Annotated in this window: 18 protein-coding genes; 9 read left to right on the top strand and 9 right to left on the bottom strand. The window is 60.4% G+C overall.

Going from position 1 to position 19,396, the window contains the following annotated elements:
• Positions 1-804, top strand: a complete 804-nt coding sequence (locus ACIK7D_RS17710) for an aspartate/glutamate racemase family protein (protein WP_400156961.1) — start codon at positions 1-3, stop codon at positions 802-804.
• On the opposite strand, the gene ACIK7D_RS17705 is transcribed toward ACIK7D_RS17710, so the two are convergent.
• Positions 696-1,580: a hypothetical protein gene (locus tag ACIK7D_RS17705; protein WP_400156960.1), complete on the bottom strand. Its 885-nt coding sequence runs from the start codon at positions 1,578-1,580 to the stop codon at positions 696-698. The two genes, ACIK7D_RS17710 and ACIK7D_RS17705, sit on opposite strands and share 109 nt — an antisense overlap.
• Before the next feature lie 573 nt (positions 1,581-2,153).
• Here ACIK7D_RS17705 and ACIK7D_RS17700 point away from each other — a divergent pair.
• The 5 genes from ACIK7D_RS17700 to chrA all read left to right on the top strand — a co-directional run bounded on the left by ACIK7D_RS17700 (position 2,154) and on the right by chrA (position 7,754).
• Entirely contained in the window at positions 2,154-3,056 is a 903-nt protein-coding gene (locus tag ACIK7D_RS17700) for a hypothetical protein (protein ID WP_400156959.1), read from the top strand.
• A 57-nt stretch (positions 3,057-3,113) separates the two neighbouring features.
• Entirely contained in the window at positions 3,114-4,982 is a 1,869-nt protein-coding gene (locus ACIK7D_RS17695; protein ID WP_080820859.1) for a tyrosyl-tRNA deacylase, read from the top strand.
• A 219-nt stretch (positions 4,983-5,201) separates the two neighbouring features.
• Positions 5,202-5,744: a hypothetical protein gene (locus tag ACIK7D_RS17690; RefSeq protein WP_080820860.1), complete on the top strand. Its 543-nt coding sequence runs from the start codon at positions 5,202-5,204 to the stop codon at positions 5,742-5,744.
• 132 nt (positions 5,745-5,876) lie between these two features.
• Positions 5,877-6,359, top strand: coding sequence for a hypothetical protein (locus ACIK7D_RS17685; RefSeq protein WP_080820861.1), 483 nt, complete (start codon positions 5,877-5,879; stop codon positions 6,357-6,359).
• Between the two features lie 186 nt (positions 6,360-6,545).
• Positions 6,546-7,754 carry a chromate efflux transporter gene (chrA, locus tag ACIK7D_RS17680; protein ID WP_400157123.1) on the top strand — a complete coding sequence of 403 codons (1,209 nt, stop codon included), beginning with the start codon at positions 6,546-6,548 and terminating at the stop codon, positions 7,752-7,754.
• A 3-nt stretch (positions 7,755-7,757) separates the two neighbouring features.
• Here the strand turns inward: chrA and ACIK7D_RS17675 are convergent, their stop codons facing one another.
• Positions 7,758-8,639, bottom strand: coding sequence for a LysR substrate-binding domain-containing protein (locus tag ACIK7D_RS17675; RefSeq protein WP_400156958.1), 882 nt, complete (start codon positions 8,637-8,639; stop codon positions 7,758-7,760).
• A gap of 133 nt (positions 8,640-8,772) precedes the next feature.
• On the opposite strand from ACIK7D_RS17675, the gene ampC reads away from it, so the two are divergent.
• Positions 8,773-9,930: a class C beta-lactamase gene (gene ampC / locus ACIK7D_RS17670; protein WP_400156957.1), complete on the top strand. Its 1,158-nt coding sequence runs from the start codon at positions 8,773-8,775 to the stop codon at positions 9,928-9,930.
• Positions 9,931-10,177: 247 nt separating this feature from the next.
• Positions 10,178-11,500, top strand: a complete 1,323-nt coding sequence (locus ACIK7D_RS17665; RefSeq protein ID WP_137454807.1) for a solute carrier family 23 protein — start codon at positions 10,178-10,180, stop codon at positions 11,498-11,500.
• A 123-nt stretch (positions 11,501-11,623) separates the two neighbouring features.
• Here the strand turns inward: ACIK7D_RS17665 and ACIK7D_RS17660 are convergent, their stop codons facing one another.
• A complete protein-coding gene (locus ACIK7D_RS17660) occupies positions 11,624-12,520 on the bottom strand; it encodes an SDR family oxidoreductase (RefSeq protein ID WP_400156956.1) in 897 nt (298 codons plus the stop codon).
• Between the two features lie 107 nt (positions 12,521-12,627).
• Here ACIK7D_RS17660 and ACIK7D_RS17655 point away from each other — a divergent pair, with 107 nt between their 5' ends.
• On the top strand, positions 12,628-13,446 hold the full coding sequence (locus ACIK7D_RS17655) for a helix-turn-helix transcriptional regulator (protein WP_137454808.1): 819 nt from the start codon (positions 12,628-12,630) through the stop codon (positions 13,444-13,446).
• Between the two features lie 72 nt (positions 13,447-13,518).
• Here ACIK7D_RS17655 and ACIK7D_RS17650 read toward each other — a convergent pair whose 3' ends face one another.
• The 6 genes from ACIK7D_RS17650 to ACIK7D_RS17625 form a co-directional block, all read right to left on the bottom strand.
• Complete coding sequence (locus tag ACIK7D_RS17650) at positions 13,519-14,631, bottom strand: FAD binding domain-containing protein (protein WP_137454809.1); 1,113 nt, start codon at positions 14,629-14,631, stop codon at positions 13,519-13,521.
• Positions 14,632-14,732: 101 nt separating this feature from the next.
• The gene (locus ACIK7D_RS17645; protein WP_400156955.1) at positions 14,733-15,980 is read right to left on the bottom strand and encodes an oxalate decarboxylase family bicupin; all 1,248 of its coding nucleotides are present in this window, start codon (positions 15,978-15,980) and stop codon (positions 14,733-14,735) included.
• 1 nt (position 15,981) lies between these two features.
• On the bottom strand, positions 15,982-16,449 hold the full coding sequence (locus ACIK7D_RS17640) for a hypothetical protein (protein ID WP_400156954.1): 468 nt from the start codon (positions 16,447-16,449) through the stop codon (positions 15,982-15,984).
• A 241-nt stretch (positions 16,450-16,690) separates the two neighbouring features.
• On the bottom strand, positions 16,691-17,065 hold the full coding sequence (locus tag ACIK7D_RS17635; protein ID WP_400156953.1) for a response regulator transcription factor: 375 nt from the start codon (positions 17,063-17,065) through the stop codon (positions 16,691-16,693).
• A gap of 66 nt (positions 17,066-17,131) precedes the next feature.
• Positions 17,132-17,788 carry a response regulator transcription factor gene (locus tag ACIK7D_RS17630; RefSeq protein ID WP_137454813.1) on the bottom strand — a complete coding sequence of 219 codons (657 nt, stop codon included), beginning with the start codon at positions 17,786-17,788 and terminating at the stop codon, positions 17,132-17,134.
• Positions 17,781-19,361: a sensor histidine kinase gene (locus ACIK7D_RS17625; protein ID WP_400156952.1), complete on the bottom strand. Its 1,581-nt coding sequence runs from the start codon at positions 19,359-19,361 to the stop codon at positions 17,781-17,783. The genes ACIK7D_RS17630 and ACIK7D_RS17625 overlap by 8 nt, the downstream gene beginning before the upstream one ends.
• Positions 19,362-19,396: the final 35 nt, after the last annotated feature.

Here is a 19,396-nt window from a genome sequence, read left to right as displayed (position 1 = left end):
ATGCGCATTCTCGTCATCAATCCCAACACCACGCAATCCATGACCGCGACCATCGCAGACGCCGCGACGCGGATAGCCGGCCGCGATACGGACATAATGGCCGTAACCTCTTCCATGGGGCCTGTCTCCATCGAAGGTTATTACGACGAGGTTTTCGCCGTGCCCGGCCTGCTGCTGGAGCTTGCAAAGGCGCCCGCGCTTGGCGCCGACGCGGCGATCATCGCCTGTTTCGACGATACCGGGCTCGATGCGGCCCGGGCTCTCGCCGATATTCCGGTTATCGGCATCTGCGAGGCGGCGGTCTCCGCCACCGCCTTCATCGCCCAGAAATTCACCATCGTCACGACGATGGAACGCTCGCGGCTGCCGCTGGAACATCTCGTCCATCGTTATGGCATGTCCGCCCGCTGCAATGTGCGCGCCGCCGATATTCCGGTCCTGTCGCTGGAAGACCCCAGCTCGAACGCCCGCGAAAGGCTGCGCGCGGAAATCTCGCTGGCCCTGAAAGAGGACAGGGCGGAGGCGATCGTGCTCGGTTGCGCCGGCATGGCGGACCTTGCCGCCGAACTGCGCGATGAGTTCGGCGTCCCGGTCGTCGATGGCGTCGCGGCGGCCGTCAAGCAGGCGGAATCGCTGGTGTCCATGGGGTTGTCCACCGCCAAGCGCGGCGCTTATGCCACGCCGCTCGCCAAGCCCTATCGCGGATTGCTGGAGCCATTCCAGCCGGACAGGCTCTCCGGGGCATCGGCAGACGGTGGAGACGTTCTCACCGCCTCCGCCCATAAAACGACGAAGGCGAGCTGATAGGCCAGATCGCGCTGGACGTTCTGCAATGCCAGATCGCTCAGAACTATTCTGGATCCGTTTCTTTTCAGGATGTTCAACCGCTCGGCCCTGGCAAGGATGGCCGTGACATGAGCGCGGCTGACCCCATAGGCGCGCGCCGTCGCCTTGCGGGAGAACACGCAACCTGCCGCATCGCACGCATCTGTCTTCGCGGCGGATAGCAGGTCCAGCAGGATGGGGAAACCCGGCGCATGCCCAAGGAACATCCGCATTTCCTCTGAGAGAAAAGGTAGATCCTGCGCGTGCCGCAGAAACCAGCTCACACCGTCGATAAGGGCGTCCGTTCCGATTGCTCCCTCCGCAGGCGCCGGGAGGGTTTCCCACGGCGAGGCCGCGAGGCGATAGGTGCTGGCAAGCGTCTCGATTGCCGAAATAATCCACCCGTTTAGCGACCACGGCCGTTCGCGGTTATCGCCGCCGGGCGGGTGACGCTGCGCGGTATTTTCCAGTTCCAGCCAGTCGATCAATGCGCGTGTCCTGCGGCTGGATGCCCAGCCGGGTGGAACGACGACTGCCTGAACCGCCGCCAGCGTAAATTGCCCGCCATGGACCGATGCGATGCCTGCGGCGCACATGACGGTGGCGAATGCGCCGAAGTCTCCGAGCGCGCGGACGAGGCGCTGCTCCTGTTTGAAGGCGGTCGATATGTGGGCGCAAAGATAGGCGACAGCATCACCAAAGGCATCGTCGTTCAGGATTCGGTTCGCAAGTAAGCCCAGCCTCTCTCGAAGCATGTCCGGCCGAGGCCGGACGAAGTCCCTGTTCGGGTGCGTCTTTGAAGCTGGGGCGCCTGCTTTTCCGGATACCTTTCTCCCGCGGTTTTTTGCTCATCGCTACTTTATGGCGAATTCGAAAACGTGAGTTCTGTTGGCTGACGACGGCCGTGCAGGGCAGTCATGACAGCCGAAAGGTTCCGCTCCGGAAGATGCGTGCATTTTGTTGCACTCCCCCGAAGCTCTGTTGAGCGGTATTAAAAAATACTCTCATAAATTGAATGTTAAGGGGCGCGTAAAAATGTGTTCCCTTTTGAGACGGTTTGCGAGAGTAACGCTGACAATGGCGTTATATCCTGTTTTTATTGCATAATTTTATAAAGTGTCGGATGCGGAATCTTCCGTTCATTTGCCCTGAATGCAATCTTTGATGGTTGTTTTTTAGGTCTTGACGACGTCGCAGACGATGCGTCCGAAACCACCCGATATCCGAATGTTACTGCCATGTCTCTGGCACGGTCGGCAGCGATGCCGGGCGGCGCATGGAGCCCGTCATGCCTTTTATTCATCCCCAATTCTCCAGAGGAGGTTGAAATGATGCAACTTAAACACGTTGTTTTTGCCGGCCTTGCGGCCTTCGCAATGCAATTCGATATCCCGTCCATGGGCCACCCCGCCCTTGCGAACGCGGCAACCCTCACCGCCGAGCAGACGGCGGCCTTCCAGTCGAAACTGGAACAGGCGGAAGCGAGCCGCGAGCTGCTCGGCCGCCGATCCGTGTGCCTGATGGAGCATCTGACGGCGCAACAGCAGCTCAGCGCCGACCGTGAAAAGGCGCTGGGGCAGGCCATGTACCTGCAGATCGAGCTGGAGCGACAGGTGGTGCAGTCCGAAACCAGCGTGAAGGGCTACGAGGAACTGGTTCAGTCCGAGAGCGAGAACGTCAGGGCGCGTCAGGCCACCTTCGAAAAAGCCCGGAGGGAAATGGATGAGCAGGCCAAGAGAGTAAAAATATGCAGCGGCGTCCTCTTCTTCCTGCCGGGAATTTGCCAGGCCGGTGACGCCGCGGTCAAAGCGTTCGGCTGGATGAACGATGCGGAGCGGGAATACCGCACCACGCAGCCACGTCTGGAAAATGCCCGGGCGGCTCTCGAAGGCGTTCGCAACCAGCTCGAAAACAATCGCCGCCAGCTTGCGGCGGCACAGCAGAGCCACGCGGAAAACCAGAAGGCGGTGAAAACTCTGGAGGAGCAGATCACCAGGCTCAAAGCGGCGATCTCCACCATCAACGTCAAGGTTCAGGACTTCAACATTCAAGTCGGCAACTTCACCAGCGCTCTGAAGGAAGCGAGCGAGGTCAATCCTGACGACGCGAAAATACGTCAGGTTACGCGGCTGTCCACCGAGATCGAGGGCCTGACCAAAGACGTGCCGCAGTTCATTTCCTCCACCGAGGCCGGACTGCCGGATGACGCGAAGAAACAATGCGGATCGTGAACGATCGCCCCCCCAAAAAAAGACTCTCCGTAACCACCCATCAACAGGAGCATGAAAATGAACAATGTCGTGACTTTCGAAAGCCGGACCGCCCAGATCAACAGCGCAATCGACGCCGGCGTCGATGCGATCGTTTCGCAGCCGAATTTCAGTCTTCCCAAGTCTGATACGGCGCTTGTCCGGTCCTATGTCGATAAGATCCAGGGAACCTATGATGTCGAGCGCGCCAAGCGCGACACCGACAATGCGATCGACCTGCTTTACATCGCCTATAACACGACGCCGCAGGAAAACGGCGATATTCGCGTCCGCATCAGCGCGATCATGAACAGGCTGATCACGTCGCAGCAGAAAAGCGAAATAGTCATGAAGAACGCGATGGCGGCGGCCACCCGCATCGGCCTGTCCATCGCCGATCTTTTCCCGGACTGGCTCGACGTCAGGGAAGAAAACGATCAGACCGAAATCAAGGCATTCGTCTCCAACGATCTGATAAAGCTCGCAACGAGTATCCGGGATAGGGCGCTCGGCGTTCGAGACGAGCTTCTTGCCCTTGCTGCGACCTATGACGCGATCATCAGGGACACGGCGCAAACCACGGATATGAGCGAAACGGCCTTGAGCAAACGCCTCGCCGATAAAGCGGTGATGGAACGGGAAATCCGGGAGGCGGACGCGCGGCGGGAACAGCTTGAATCGCTCGTCAACGATCTCAAGGAACAGGTTGCGGCATTCGAAAAGAAGGCCCGGGAATATGAGCAGCGGGCCAATACGGCCGAGCAGCGTGCTTTTGTCATGTCGATCGTCCGTGTCGGCGCGCAGATGATTTCAAGCGCAATTCCCGCCATCGCCATGGTGGCGGGCGGTCCCGCCTCCATGCTGGCCTCGTCGGTTGGCGGCGCGCTTTCGGGACAGTCCAAGGCCGGGCAGGATGCCGACGGGCAGGGGCAGGGCGGCGGCTCCCGCACCCCGTCCGGCGGCGGAAGCAAGGCCGATGCGGCCGCCAAGCAGAGCGAGCTTTCCGAAAAGAAAGCCGAGCTTCGCAAGAGCGAGGAAAAACGCGACGCTTTGAAGGGGGACGTCAAGTCGCTTGAGGACGCCAAGGCGAAGCTTGCGGAGGACGCGGAGAGCGCGGATCCCAAATCGAGCAAGGCCGTCGAGCTTGCCGAACTCGACAAACGTCTGACCGCCCGCGCAGCGGAGCTGAAAGCGCAGGAGGAAAAGGTCGCCACGCAGCAAACCCTGATTTCCAGCCTGCAGGCCTCGCTCGATGCCTTAACCCAGGGGCTGGGCAAGCTTACCGAAGAGCAGCAGCAGCAGGCGTCGAGCCTGCGCGAAATCCAGATGCAGATGATCGACAAGGCGGAGGCCTATGAGAAGGAACGCCGTACCCAGGCGGCCGAACTCATCAGGATCAACGCCCTCCTGAAGGGAAAGCAGGCCGAGGATGACAAGATCAAGCTTGCGGTGCAATCGCTCAATGTCAGCATTTCGGCGCTGAAACGCATGAAGGAAATCGTTGAAGAAATCGCCTTCTTCTTCAAGGGCTTCGCCGATTTCATGCAGGCGGTTGCAGATGATGCCCAGCATCAGATCACCGGCATCGAAAATGTCGCCGGGCAGGAGACGCTGCGAAAGAACCGCTTCGCGCAGCTCATCCGCTCCGTCGACGAGTTCTTCGTCCGGCAAACCGCCCAGTGGCATGCGGTGCTGATCGTCTCCGACCGTTTCAACCGCAGCTTTGCCGAAGGATGGTCGAAGCTGAACAAGTTGCAGGGCGGATATATCGACAGCGCCAATCTGCCGGCCTATCTGGCGGGTGTCGCGGAAAAGCTCACCGCCATCGTCGCCGAACGCGAGGCCGCTGCGGACGCAAAAATCGCGTCGTTGCAGGCCTATCGTCAGGATCTGGGCAAGACCGCCTGATCCGGCGGGAGCCTGCCGCTCCTGTCCCGGCCCGGCAGGAAGCGTTTCCATGGTCCCGGCCGAACACGTCCCCTCGGGCATGGGATCATGGGCAATGTCCTGCCGGCGCAGATGCCGGCAGGACGGCCGCCGAAACTTCGACATTCACCAAATCAACGACAGGCATCCGGCCGCCATCGAAGCGCCCCATGCCACGTCATTTTCAGAAAGGAGAAGACCATGCCGACAGTCAACAACCCTCCCATTTTGGTGCCTCAGGACACCCCCGCCTGGTGCTTTGCCGCCGTCGAGCAGATGGTGCGGGCCTATTACGGGCTTCCCGCGGCCACCCAATACGAGATTGCAAGGCGCAACACCGAAGCGCTTGCGACCGTCGATCCGCAGGTTCAGGAACGCTGGGAGCTGGCGCAGGTTCTGGATCAATCCGCCGGCATCAATGAACAGGGCGGCGCCAATGCGAACAGCAATGTCGTCAAGCTGGTTTCCAGCCAGTGGAACGCCTTCGATCACACCACGACGGGCGGCCACTTCGTCAATGGCCTGACAGCCGATATCGTCAGACACGAGATCGATAACAACCGCGTCTTCGTGATCGGAACGGAGTACCACTATTACCTCGTCTACGGCTACACCGTGAACGGCAAGGATCTCGAACTTCATATCCTCGATCCATGGCCGGCCGGGCGGGGCGGAGCCAGAACCCGCATCGGCCTGCAGGAATTTCTGGGCATGCCGGCCCGCGTCGCCATCGCCTTCGGTTAAGCCGGCAAGCCGACCGCATTCCCCTCGATTGCCGGAGATATCCGGCACCCAATCAACCCACAGGTCCCCCCATGCGATTCCGCACGTCTACGTCCGGGAACAGGTGGCTCATATCCAAAAAAGGAGACACACATGCCAATTCTCAGCAATTTCGTGGTCAAGCATATCCGGCCCTTTGGTGAAGCGGGCTATGATGCTTTCGGCAATGCGCAGACCATCGAATTCCTCTCAAGCCTCGGGCTCAGCACGGGGGATATCGCCAATATCTTCGCCGCCTGGCGCCTGGCGGCCCTGGCCGATCCCGTCGGTGAGAGCAATCTTCTCGTTGCGGCAGCGAATGCGCTGGCGCAGGCCCGATGGGAGTACCTGTATGAGACCCAGATGAGCACGGTGCTTTTCCTCGATGATGTTCAGCTCGAATCCCTCAGCCATCTCGAGCCCGGGGCGAACCGCAACTTTTCGTGGCGATCCCCGACCCCCATTGCCGCCGCGGTGACTATTCACAACGGCAGTAACAGGCATCACATCATCTGGGAGGCAACGGGCTTTTCGGGCGGCACGGATGAAAATGGCTGGATTTCGCACTTCGCCGACCTGTTGCCGACCGAGCGATAGGCCCTTCGCCGGATAATCGCCAAACGACGCCGGAACGTTATCGCAACGTTCCGGCGTCAACGCCGTCAGCCCCTTCATATGCCTGTCATAATGGTATCTGATACCGAAACCGTATTGAGGCTGATATGTGTTGACGACTAGCCGTTGCACGCAGGGAGTTCTTTGGTGAAATCGTCAACGCGAAGCATGGAGACCGAAGTGCACGGCCAGAGACACGGCACGCCCGGTGAGGTTTTCGCGGCCTTCCTGAAGCTTGGCGTCACCTCCTTCGGCGGCCCCATCGCCCATCTCGGTTATTTTCGCGATGAACTGGTCGTGCGGCGCAAATGGATCGACGAGGCCGGTTATGCCGATCTCGTGGCGCTCTGCCAGTTTCTTCCCGGCCCGGCCTCCAGTCAGGTGGGGTTTGCGCTCGGGCTGCTGCGGGCAGGCCCGCTCGGCGCGCTGGCGGCCTGGACGGCGTTTACCCTGCCATCCGCCATTCTCCTCTTTTTCTTCGCCATGGTCGCCGCCTCCATCGAAGGGCCGGTCGGCACCGGCCTCCTGCATGGGCTGAAAATCGTCGCGGTCGCCGTCGTGGCGCAGGCGGTCTGGGGCATGGCAAAAAGCCTTGCGCCGGATCGTGAGCGGGCCAGCATCGCGCTTGCCGGCATCGTCTGCGTCGTGTTTGTCGCCGGCGCCTTCGGGCAGATCCTGGCGCTTGCCGTCGGCGCGCTCGCCGGGCTTGTCTTCTGTCGCGCTGATGCCGCGCGTCAGGCCACCCATCTCGCCTTCCGGGTGCCGAAAAGCGCCGGGTACATTGCGCTCGCCACCTTTGCCCTGCTTCTTGGCCTCCTGCCGCTGCTTGCAGCGGTCGCGGCGTCACAGGGCCTCTCCTTGTTCGATGCCTTTTATCGCGCCGGCGCGCTCGTTTTTGGCGGCGGCCATGTGGTGCTGCCGCTGCTGCAATCGGAAGTCGTCGCCACGGGGTGGGTCACGGAGGATGCCTTCATCGCCGGTTATGGCGCAACGCAGGCCGTGCCCGGCCCGCTCTTCACTTTCGCCGCCTATCTCGGCGCGGTGGTGGGGCCGCAGCCAAACGGCGTTGCAGGTGCGGCGATCGCCCTTGTCGCGATCTTCCTGCCCGGCATGTTGCTGCTCGTCGGCGCACTGCCTTTCTGGGAAGGGTTCCGCAAACACCTTCTGGCACAGGCCGCCATGCGCGGTGCAAATGCCGCCGTCGTCGGCATTCTGGGTGCAGCGCTTTATGATCCGGTCTGGACAAGCGCCATCTTCACCCCGAAGGATTTCACCCTGGCGCTCACTGGCTTCATCCTGTTGACGACCTGGAAAACCCCGCCATGGGCCGTGGTGGTCCTCTGCGCGGGCGGCGGCGTTCTGCTCACCCTGACATAAGCCTTATCCCGCAGCGCCGATGCTGTCGAACATCCAGTCGGAAAAGGCATGCATGGCGGGGGTGGGCGGTTTCGATTGCAGCCGGGTCAGCCAATAGCTCCCGAGCGAAATGGTAACCGGAAAAGGCTGGATGATCGCGCCGGAGGCCAGATGCCGCGAAAACATCGATGGCGGCGCCAGCGCCACGCCCAGCCCCTGCAGGGCGGCCTCCATCATGCCCAGAGACGTGTCGAAAACAATGCCGGCATTCACCTGCGCCGCGGGCATCACGCCGGCCGCGGCAAACCAGTTGCTCCATTCATCGGCCCTGTAGCTGCGCAGCAGCGTGGCTTCCATCAGATCAGCGGGCGTTTTCAGCGTCTCCGCCAGTTTCGGCGTGCAGAGCGGGGAGAGAGGCGCCTCGAATAAACGAAAGGCATCCGTGCCATGCCAGGAACCCTGGCCGAAACGAATGGCGAAATCCAGCCCTTCAGCCGCCATATCCACCCGGTTATTATTGGTGGAAACCCTGACATCGATGAAGGGATGCTGCTTTTGAAAGGCATTCAGGCGGGGCAGCAGCCAGCCCACCGCAAAGGTTCCCACGACACCCAGAAACAGCAATTCGCGCACCTGCCCAGCCTCGATCCGGTCGAGCGTCGTCGCCATCTGGTCGAAGGAACTGGTCACCGTCGGCAGCAGGGCCTCGCCTTCGGCGGTAATCTTCAGGCCGCGCGGAAGCCGCTGAAAAAGCGAAACGCCAAGCCGCTTTTCCAGCCCTTTCACCTGCTGGCTCACAGCCGCCTGCGTCACACACAATTCGATTGCCGCGCGGGTGAAACTCAGGTGCCGCGCCGATGCCTCAAAAGCCCGCAAGCCGTTCAGGGGAAGAAATTGCCGAACCATTCAAGACCTAGATTTTCTTGTGTCTCCTCCGAGATATCATGATTTGTTCGTGCAATGTAGCCCGGTTAAACGTCTTTCGCTGGGGACGGCCCACGGGCTGAAAATCCACCCAAGGTTTTGGAGAACGCGAAAGATGAAACTTAATCGCAGACACGTCGCACTGGCCGCATTGCTCTCGACAAGCCTGTTCACGCAGACCTTCGCCGCAGATGATGCGAAGCTGAAGGCGATAACAGATGCCGCGATCAAACCGGTCATGGAGAAAAACGGCATTCCGGGCCTTGCCGTTGGTATCAGTGTCGATGGTGAAAGCCACATCTTCACCTATGGCGTCATGTCCAAAAGCTCGGGCCAGCCGGTGACGGCGCAGACGCTTTTCGAACTCGGCTCCATCTCCAAGACTTTCACGGTCACCCTCAGCACCTATGCCGAGATGAATGGCCAGCTTTCGCTTTCCGGCAAGGTGGAAGATTATCTTCCCTCCATGAAGGGCAAGCCCTTCGGCGATGTTACGCTGATGCAACTCGGCACCCACACCGCCGGCGGTTTTCCGCTGCAGGTGCCGGATAACGTCAAGACGGAACAGCAGTTGCTGACCTACCTCAAGGCCTGGAAACCCTCATACAAGCCCGGAACACACAGAACCTACGCCAATCCCAGTATCGGAATGCTCGGATACATCACCGCAAAGGCCATGGGCCAAAGCTTCGATGACGCCATGAAAGATACACTGTTCCCCGCGCTGGGCTTGAAGAACACCTTCACCGTGGTGCCCGAGGCAAAGATGGCCGATTACGCGCAGGGCTATAAGCGAACCGGCGAGCCCGCCCGCGTGACACCGGCCATTCTCTCCTCGGAAGCCTACGGCGTCAGATCGACAGCGGAAGATATGATCCGTTTCGTCAATGCGAATATGGGACTGGAAAAGCTGGACGGAAAAATCCAGCAGGCGCTCACCAATACCCATACGGGATATTTCAGCGTCGGCGCCATGACGCAGGACATGGTCTGGGAGCAATATACCCATCCCGCACCGCTGAAGACATTGCGAGAGCTGAATTCCGGTGCCTTGCTCAAGACTGTTCCGGTTTCCGAAATCTCACCGCCCATGAAGCCGCGCCAGGATGTCTTCATCAACAAGACCGGCTCCACCAGTGGTTTTGGCGCTTATGTGGCGTTCATGCCAAAGCAGAAATTGGGGATCGTTATTCTGGCCAATAAAAACTACCCCAATGAGGAGCGGGTTTCGGCGGCCTATGAGATTCTGACGGCGCTTGAAAAAGCGCGCTAATACCGTCGATCTGGTATCATTTTACCGGCGCAGGAGCTGATTGTTCCGCGCCGGAATGCGTAACAGTGGGAAACGGTCCGTTGCCGATGACAGGTGCGGCCGATCGCGCTAACGGAGAAAAGATGCATCGGCCGCCGATTCGATCTCCGGAGGCGGGCGCAAATCATAAAAAGCAAATCTTTTGCGCGGCGACGAACTGAACCGGAAAACCCGTGAAGCGCGTGCCGGCTGTTTCTTGGGGGGCGACATGAGTGATACCGGTGGTTATTTTCCGCGCTGGCGACTGAAAACCGAAGGGCGCATCCTGCCCGATGAGCGTCTGCCTGCGGGGCAGACCGCGGTGCTCGGTCTTCAGCATGTCGTGGCGATGTTCGGGTCGACGGTTCTTGCACCATTGATCATGGGGTTTGATCCGAACGTCTCTATCCTGTTTTCGGGCATCTCTACACTGATCTTCTTCATCGCCGTTGGCGGACGTGTCCCGAGCTATCTTGGCTCTTCCTTTGCGTTCATCGGACCGGTGCTCGTGGCAACGGGTGCAGCCGCGGGTGCGGCGAGTCCTGATATCGCGCTGGCACTCGGCGGCATCATCGCCGCCGGTGTGCTTTATGCGCTGATCGGCGTCATCGTCATGATCGCCGGCCATGACTGGATCGAAAAGCTGATGCCGCCGGTTCTGACCGGCGCGATCGTTGCGGCAATCGGTCTCGTTCTCGCACCCATTGCGATTGCAAGCGCCTCCGGCTCCGGCCCGGGCAATCCCGACGGCGACCAGCTGTCGCGCTGGATTGCGATCCTGACAGTCACATCGGTCGGCGCGATTGCTGTCTATGCGCCCGGCATGGCGCGCCGCTTGCCCATTCTTCTCGGCGGCGCGATTGCCTATATCGCTTATCTCGTGGTGGCAAACGGCCTCGGTCTCGGCAAACCGGTCGATTTTGCAGGCGTTGCGGCCGCATCGTGGTTCGGTCTGCCGACATTCACCGCGCCGGTATTTTCCGGCTCCGCGATTGCGCTGATTGCTCCGGTCGTCGTCATCCTCGTGGCGGAAAATCTCGGGCATATCAAGGCGATAGGCGCGATGACCGGGCAGAACCTCGATCGTTATCTCGGTCGCGCCTTTATCGGTGACGGCATTGCGACGATGTTCTCAGGCGCCTTCGGTGGCACCGGCATGACGACCTATGCCGAAAACATGGGTGTCATGGCGATAACCCGCATTTTCTCGACGCTCGTCTTCGTCGTAGCTGCACTGGTGGCCATCATTCTCGGCTTTTCGCCGAAATTCGGTGCGCTCATTCAGATCATTCCCGGACCGGTCATCGGCGGCCTTTCCGTCGTGGTCTTCGGCCTCATCGCGGCGACAGCTGGGCGGATCTGGGTTGAAAACAGGGTCGATTTTTCCGAGCCGCGCAACCTCATCACCGTGGGTATCGCTCTGGTGCTGGGCGCCGGCAACTTCAAGCTCAATGTCGCGGGTTTCACGCTCGACGGCATCGGCACGGCAACAATCGGGGCGATTGCCTGTTACCACCTGCTGGGCCTTGGCAGACGGGCGTCGGGCAAGTGATGCCTGCCATCTGAACATCCACCATGTTTGGAAGCAGCATCGGTTTTCCCGGTGCTGCCGTGTTGCCATCTTCGCCGCATCTGATCCTGACGACAGGCGTGAGTGCGGACGCCTGCCTGCCGGTTATTCGATCGTCGCGTAGTCCATGGCTCTGAGATCGTCGAGCAGGCCCGGTCCAGTCGGTATCCAACCTAGTTTCTCCCGGGTGAGCGCGCTGGAGGCCGTAAGATCCATGGCGGCGAACAGGGCAAACCAGCCGAAATGGCCGGCGGCGTCCTCTTTGCCTATGGAAACGAACGGCAGCCCCAGCCTCTCGGCAACTATCCCGGCAATATCGCGCACCATAACGCCTTCTTCCGCCACGGCATTATAGCGAGCACCCCGCTCGGCCCGAAGGAGCGCCATCACGTAGAGCTTCGCCACATCGTCCACATGCCCGGCTGACCAGCGATTGCCGCCGTCCTCGACATAAGCGACGATGCCTTTTTCGCGCGACATCTCGATATAGGGCGAGATGAGGCCCTGTTTTACCGTGTCATGCACCTGCGGGAGCCGGATGACGCCGAGATTGACGCCCGCCTGCAATTGCTCCTGGCCCGCGAGTTCCGACGCGATGCGCGGATTGAAATGATGCGTATCGAACACATCCTCCCGGGCGGGTTCGCCATTGCCGGGATCACCCATGCCGACCCCTGAGGTGATGAGCATCGGCCTGTCGGAACCAGCCAATACGGCACCGAGCGCCGCGATCACCCGGCGATCCTTTTCGCAATTGGCGGCGAAATTCGCGAAATCATGGTCGAAAGCCGTATGGATGACGGCATCGGCAGTCTCTGCACCCCCGGCGAGTCTGGCCGCATCTTCCAGCGTTGCGATGTGGGCGGAAGCTCCAGCGGCCTGCAGCGCTTTTGCGCCGGCCTCCGAGCGGGTGAGGCCAATCACCTCATGGCCGTCGATGAGCAGTTCACGAAGAATCCGGGAGCCGATGAACCCGGTGGCACCTGTCAGAAAAACACGCATACAAAATCTCCCGCGTTGACGGGGAGGGTGATCTCATGAAGAATTGTCCTGTTAAAGTAGTGACTTTATCATGGTATAATTCTCAACAGGCTGCGGCGAGGAATGCAATGACGGAGAATGCACTTAGCACCTTCCTGCGCGATCGCCGCCTGCGGCTTGATCCTGCAACGTTTGGTTTTCCCATCGGTCGCCGCCGCACACCGGGTCTGCGCCGGGAGGAGGTCGCCCAGCGTGCTAACATAAGTCCGACCTGGTATACGTGGCTGGAGCAGGGTCGCGGCGGTTCGCCCTCGGCGGATGTGCTGGATCGTATCGCCAAAGGACTGATGCTGACCGATCCCGAGCGCGACCACCTGCATATATTGGCCTTCGGACATCCGCCCGAGCAGCATTATCGCCAGCCCGAGACGATAACGCCCCGTCTTCAGGGCGTGCTTGACGCGTTGCCCTTCAGCCCCGCGATCATCAGAACGGCGACATGGGACGTTCTGGCATGGAACCGCGCCGCCGCCGTCATCCTCACGGATTACAGCAAACTGACAAGGGAGAACCGCAACATTCTGCGTCTGATTTTCTCCGATGAACGGGTGCGCACTGCCCAGGAGGACTGGCGCAATGTCGCCCGCTACGTGGTCGGCGCGTTCCGGGCAGATGCCGCGCGCGCCGGCGCTGGCGCCGGCATCCAGCAACTTGTCGATGAGCTCTCGGCCGCCAGCTCCGAATTCAAGGCCATGTGGGATGACAACGAGGTCACAAGCATGCACGAGGGCCTCAAGCGCCTACACCATCCGGTTCTGGGAACAATCGAACTGGAGTTTTCATGCTTTGCGGTGGAGGGACGCTCGGATCTCAACATGATGGTCTATAATCCCGCCAACCCTGAAATGAGCGAGCGATTTCGCTCGCTGATCGCAAAATCCGCATGACCCCTTGCGCTTAGCCGTAGGCACAAGTCCCGGACGACAATGACACCGGGCGGACCTGATTTTGACCCGTAGTCAGATCGCGGTCTCGGCAAGCCTCCGGCCATAGGCGGCAATTGACTTGCCCACCGGCAGGCGGGTTTTCTGATATCGTGAAAGGGCTGCAGGCAGGTCGTCCGTCTGTCGCAGGGCGTCGCGTAGTGCCATTGCGTCGCCGGCGGCCTTGGAAACGCCCATTGCTGTGTGAGGGCGAACCACAAAGGCGGAATCCCCGACCAGCGCCATACGTGGCGACACCATCTGTTCGGCCTCATAGTCAAAAACGCCCTGGATCGATGGGGTTTCCTCGGCTTCCACCGCAAGAGCCAGTTGCGGCGGCAGAAGGGAAAACGCGTCCCTGCGCAGTTGCTCGCGGCGCTGTTCGGCCAACTCACCTCGGGGGAGCGAATGCTCGAAATGCCTGCCGTCGCGGCCGGCGAAGGTGCGGGGCAGCTCGTCAGCCGGTGTGGGGCGATACCACACCCAGTTGTAACGGCGCTGTCCCTGTTGTGTCTCACCCTTTGGGCCCGGCACGAGGTAACCCAAAACATGAATTCCGGGTGCGATATAAAAAGCGAAGCGGTCGAGCAGCAGGGCTGCATCGGCCGGCAATTTGGTCTCCCGGATCAGTCCGCGCCAGGCGACGTAACCCGCAAAGGCGTTTTCTGAATGGCGATTAACCGCCTTGCGGATGACTGAACCCAAGCCATCCGCGCCGATCACCAGATCAGCGCGGTCTTCTGTGCCGTCGGTGAAGGATAGTGTCACTCCATCAGGGCCTTCCCGAACCGCGTTGATATGGTGTCCGAGACGATAGGTATCGGCAAGGAGGCGGGAGGATACGCGCTCAAAGAGATAGTCCCATGAAATCTGCATCTGCGGCGTCTTCTGGCGCTGGGCGACGTGGCCGCCGGCGTCGAGGTAGACGCGCTCCTTCGCAACCACACCGACATGGGGGACGTCTTCGCAGCCGATCTGGTCCAGAACCTCGAATAATTCCTGCTGTGGCACCAGTCCTGCACCACGCCCTGCGAGGCCGGATGCAGAGCGTTCGTAGACTTTCACATCGTGCCCGTCCTGCTGAAGCAATATCGCCGTGAAGAGACCGGCAAGCGAGCCGCCGGCGATCCGGATCGTCAATGGTTTCATGGCTGTTCCTGACTTTCGATACTGGTTTTGCGTTGCGTCCTGTCTTGGAAGACCTCCGGATCGCGTATGCCGAAACGCCGGTCAGAGGGTGGGCAGGATGTTCAGCCCGGCATGATCGCCGGCTGGTTTGCGGGAAACTTCGCCACATCCTCGATGCTGACGTTGAGGTGCTGGGCTACGAGCGCCGGCGGGGTGTGGGTCAGCCAGGACGATAGGCTGACCTCCTGGTATTCGGCGGTCTTGAAGACCGCGACGAATTGCAGGTCGGTCTTGCCGGTATTTTCGATGATGTGGCCCTGGCTCCTCTTCACGTAGCCAATGTCGCCAGCACGGAAATCCGCGGTCTGGCTGCGTGGCCCCGCGTCGAACACGGTCATTCGGCCTTCACCCTTGATCCAGTATTGCCATTCGTCCGCGTTGGGGTGCCAGTGCATTTCGCGCACCCCGCCGGGCTTGATCGTTTCGATGGCGGCGGCGATGGTTTTGGACACGGTAAAGGCGCTGCTGTCGGCGAGGCGAATGACGCCGGCAGCGTTTTCCTTCAGTGGCGTTGATGCCGCGAGCTTATAGGTGAACGGGAACGGGGGAAGCCCCGCGCCGGCAACGGCTTCCTGATCCCGGGAGAGCGGTCCCGGCTCCTTGCCCTGGAATATCCAGAGGTTCTGCAGTGGAATGTTCCGGAACACGTCCGGCGCGATGCCGAAATTCTTGGCCAGCAGTTCGGGAGAGGTGTGCGCCAACCAGTCGGTGAGAAGCAGGGTGCCATATTCGGACTGGTCGCCTTCGTCGAACACGATGACGAATTCGCAACCGTCGGGACCAAGTCCCTGCAGCGAATGGGGGTAGCCGGCCGGAAAATACCAGAGATCACCGGCCTCCACATCCTGCACATAAGCGCGGCCCTGCGTATCGAGCACCGTGATGCGGCAACGCCCGTTGGTCATGATCGCCCATTCTGCGGCGCGGTGCCAGTGCATCTCACGAATGCCGCCCGGTCCGAGCCGCATGTTGACGCCGGACACGGCATCCGAAATCGCGAAGTCCGACTTGGTCACCTGACGTGCCCAGCCGCCATTCTGGATGCGTTTGGCGGCGTTGTTGAACGAGCCCCAGAAAAGCTGCATGTCGCCGACATCGGTCGCCGGTGGGCTCTGGAAAGACGGAAACTGATTGTTGATCGCAGGGTTCTTCGGGCCGGGATCGCTGAGGCCGGCGGCATTGGCATTAATTGCTCCCTCGGCGGGCTGATCGGGATTGCCGAACGATGCTGCTCCGGCCGCGCTTGCGGCAAGGGCGGTGCCGCCGACGGCGCCGATTGCGAGGACTGCGCGTCTGGTCAACGTTTCCATTTCAGAACTCCTTGTTCATTGCGACTTGGGACGAGGTGTCGATTGTGTGGGTCTGTGATGCGAGTTGGAGCAAGGCGATGCGGTCGATCAGCTCGGCATTGAAGAGGCGGTGTTGGAGCTGACAGAAGGCTCTTGGATCGAACGTGTCGTGCCGGTCCGTTTTCCGGGCGGCGCGGATGGCGACGCAGGATGTGTCGTCGGTGGCCGCTACAGTCTCTTTGCCTTCGGTTGCATCGTCGGCAGACGCGACAGGCGCGGAATGTCCGTAAGGCCTGTCGATCGTCAGCGGTGTGAGGATGCGGAAGGCGCTGGCTGATGCGACGTCTTCGGAGGCCGCGAGCGCCGGCTCGCTATCCCTGATCAGGAATACATTTCCTCCGAACAAGGCGACCGCACCCAGTACCAACATTGCTGCGACTTTGAGGTGACGCCGTCTTTGCGCGTCGGCATTCTTGCTGATGGAGGTCATGCCCTGCTCCTGAAAGGGGTGGTGGTGTCGTCGGGAGCGTCTCGGAAGGGAGACGCTTGACTGGAGCAAAGGTTACGGCGGAGAGGCGGGGCCGGCATCTATACAGAGGTCTAGTTCGTATAGCGGAACGTCTTGGCGGCGAAACGATCTAGGAAATGGCGCGCGCCCAACGACAACGCATGCCCGGACTCACGCGTCGGAGCTTGAAATAGCAACGGATTTCACTGGGGAAAGATTGTCGTCAGGATTGCGCGTTGAGCACGGATTGCAGGCATCCGATCAGACTGACGACATTGACTGGCTTGCCGAGAAAGGCCAATGCGCCGCCGTTCAAAGCCGCGTTCCGGGTGCGCTCATCCTGATAGGAGGTGACGAAGATCATGGGCGGATGGTCGCCGCGCCGGTTCAGCTCGCTCTGCAATTCGATGCCGGAAAGACCGGGCATTTTCACGTCCACGACGATGCAGTCGATGCCCGCCTGCTGCTTCGATTCCAGGAATTCTTCGGCAGAAGCAAACAGGCGGCATTCGTAACCAAAGGACATGATCAGATCATCCATGGCTTCGCGAATGGCGGGATCGTCGTCGACGACAGCAATGACGGGAACGGGGGGCAATGAAAGCGACCTTTTCTGTTTTTCTTTCTTCTTCTATGCGCCCATGCCGCTATCAAAGATACCATACTAAGATACAGGTGGCCGTAGCTTCTCGCCGATCAGCTCCGCTTTGCGCACGAGATCGGCGAGGGATCTCGCCTCCATCTTGCGCATGACATTGCCCCGATGCAGCTTCACGGTGACCTCGCTTATGCCGAGCTCGTAGGCGATCTGCTTGTTCATCAGGCCGCGGACAACCGCGCCCATGACCTCGCGTTCTCTTGGCGTCAGCTGCTCGGCAAGGGAGGTGACGGCGTCGTTCTGGGCGCTTTCGCGGCGTCGCGACGCATCCCGCTCCATCGCGGCCGCGACGGCGTCGAGAATGTCCTGTTCCTTGAAGGGCTTGGTCAGAAAATCCACGGCGCCCGCCTTCATCGCCCGCACGCTCATCGGAATATCGCCGAAGCCGGTCATGAAAATGATCGGCATCCGGTTGCCGACGCGTTCCAGCTGCATCTGGAAATCCAGGCCGCTTATGCCCGGAAGCCGCACATCAAGCAGCAGGCAGCCAGGCCGGTTCAGATTGGCTTTTTCAAGAAAGGCGGCGGCGTTGTCGAAAGCTTCGGCATCGAACTTCATGGAGCGGAAAAGATCGGTGAGCGCCTCGCGCATCGACACATCGTCGTCGACGATGAACACGATGGGTGACGGCGGCTCCTTTGTCGTCTTGCGTTGCTCAGGCATGTTCCATCTCCTGGCTGATCGGCATGGAAATGGTAAAGACCGCCCCGCCGAGAGGATGATTGTCACCGGTAAGCCTGCCGCCCCGTGCTTCCAGTGTCGTGCGGCAGATGGAAAGCCCCATGCCCATTCCCGTTTCCTTGGTCGTGAAAAACGGCGAAAACAGCTTTTCCTTCATCTGCGCCGGGAAACCCGGTCCGTTGTCGTGAACCGCAATATGAATATTGTCCCTGTCTTCACGTTCCTTCCGCACCGTGATGGTGCGATTGCCGGTGCCCGCCTCTTCCATGGCCTGAATGGCGTTTGTGAGAAGATTGATGAGGACCTGCTGCAATTCGATCCTGACGGCTGTTATCGGCGGCGTGGCCGCTTTTTCCACGTGCACCGTGGTTCTGCTGCGTTCCAGCTCATGTTCGAGAAGGCTTAGCGTTTCGTCGATGAACTCATCGAGGTCGAAGGTTTCCACCTTGCCGCTCGTATGGGCGAGCAGGCTGCGCGTGTTCTGGATGATTTCACTAGCACGCTGCCCGTCGCGGATCATGCGTTCGGCCGAGCGGCGGGCGGCGGCGAGATCCGGCGGATCGCGATCGAGCCAGCGCAGCAATGTCTGCGCATTGACGATGATGGCGCCAAGCGGCTGGTTCAGTTCGTGGGAGAGCGATGCGGACATGGCTCCGACGGCCGCCGCCTTCGAGGCCTTTGTCAATTCCGCCTGTGCCTCGGCCAGCGCCTTCAGCGCCATTTCGCGCTGGGTGATATCCACCATGCTGACCACCACACGATTGAAGGAGGCCGCCTCCGCGGGGAAACTGATTGAAAGAAGCACCAGCTTGTCTTCGCCGCTGTCGGTGCGCACCACCACCTTGTCTTCAAAGACACCCTGATTGTCGATGATCGCCTGCAGTACATCGACGAACTTGCCGGACGAAAACACGACCGATCGCTGGAGGGTGCCGCGGATAGAGGAATCGTAACCCAGCATTTCCTTTCCGGCTTCATTCGATGCAACGACCGTGATGAGATCGATGCACTGCTGCGTAAAACCCGGATTGGCGCGGGCATGGGCCCGCATGTCGGTGATGCCCCGTTGCTTGAGGCCCATCAGCAGGGCGTGAAGCTTCGAATAGTCGCGTTCCCAAAGTGCGACGCGCGTACGGTCGAAAATGGAGCGATAACGCTCCTCGCTTTCCTTCAGCGCCGTATTGACGGACAACATTGCCAGCCGGGCAGTCTCCGTTTTCAAAAGCAGCATGGTGGTGACGGCAAGTGCCGCAAGGGCGACGACCAACCGAAGCGCCGACTGGAAATCCGCATCCTGCGCGTGGGTCGCTGCATAGGACAGGAGGGAAAGAATGGCGCAGGCGCAGGAGATCACGATCAGTCCCGACCAGCTTACAGTCTGCGCGGCCAAAAGGACCGTGATGACATAAAGCACCGCGATCGCGCCTTCTATGTCGGTATAGGTATCAACGTAAAATACCGCGGCCGCCAGCGCCAGCGCCCCAAGGCCAAAAGCCAGATGGTGCGCTCCACCTTCAGGTTCGCGCGCGCGAAACATCCTTGACGCAATCGACATTGTTCCCCCGATGTGATTTTTGCCGAACAATACGG

This window comes from Agrobacterium sp. P15N1-A, assembly GCF_044626815.1.
Lineage (GTDB): Bacteria > Pseudomonadota > Alphaproteobacteria > Rhizobiales > Rhizobiaceae > Agrobacterium > Agrobacterium leguminum.
Note: the sequence above shows the minus strand (reverse complement) of the source record. Positions and strands in the feature narration are given on the sequence as shown.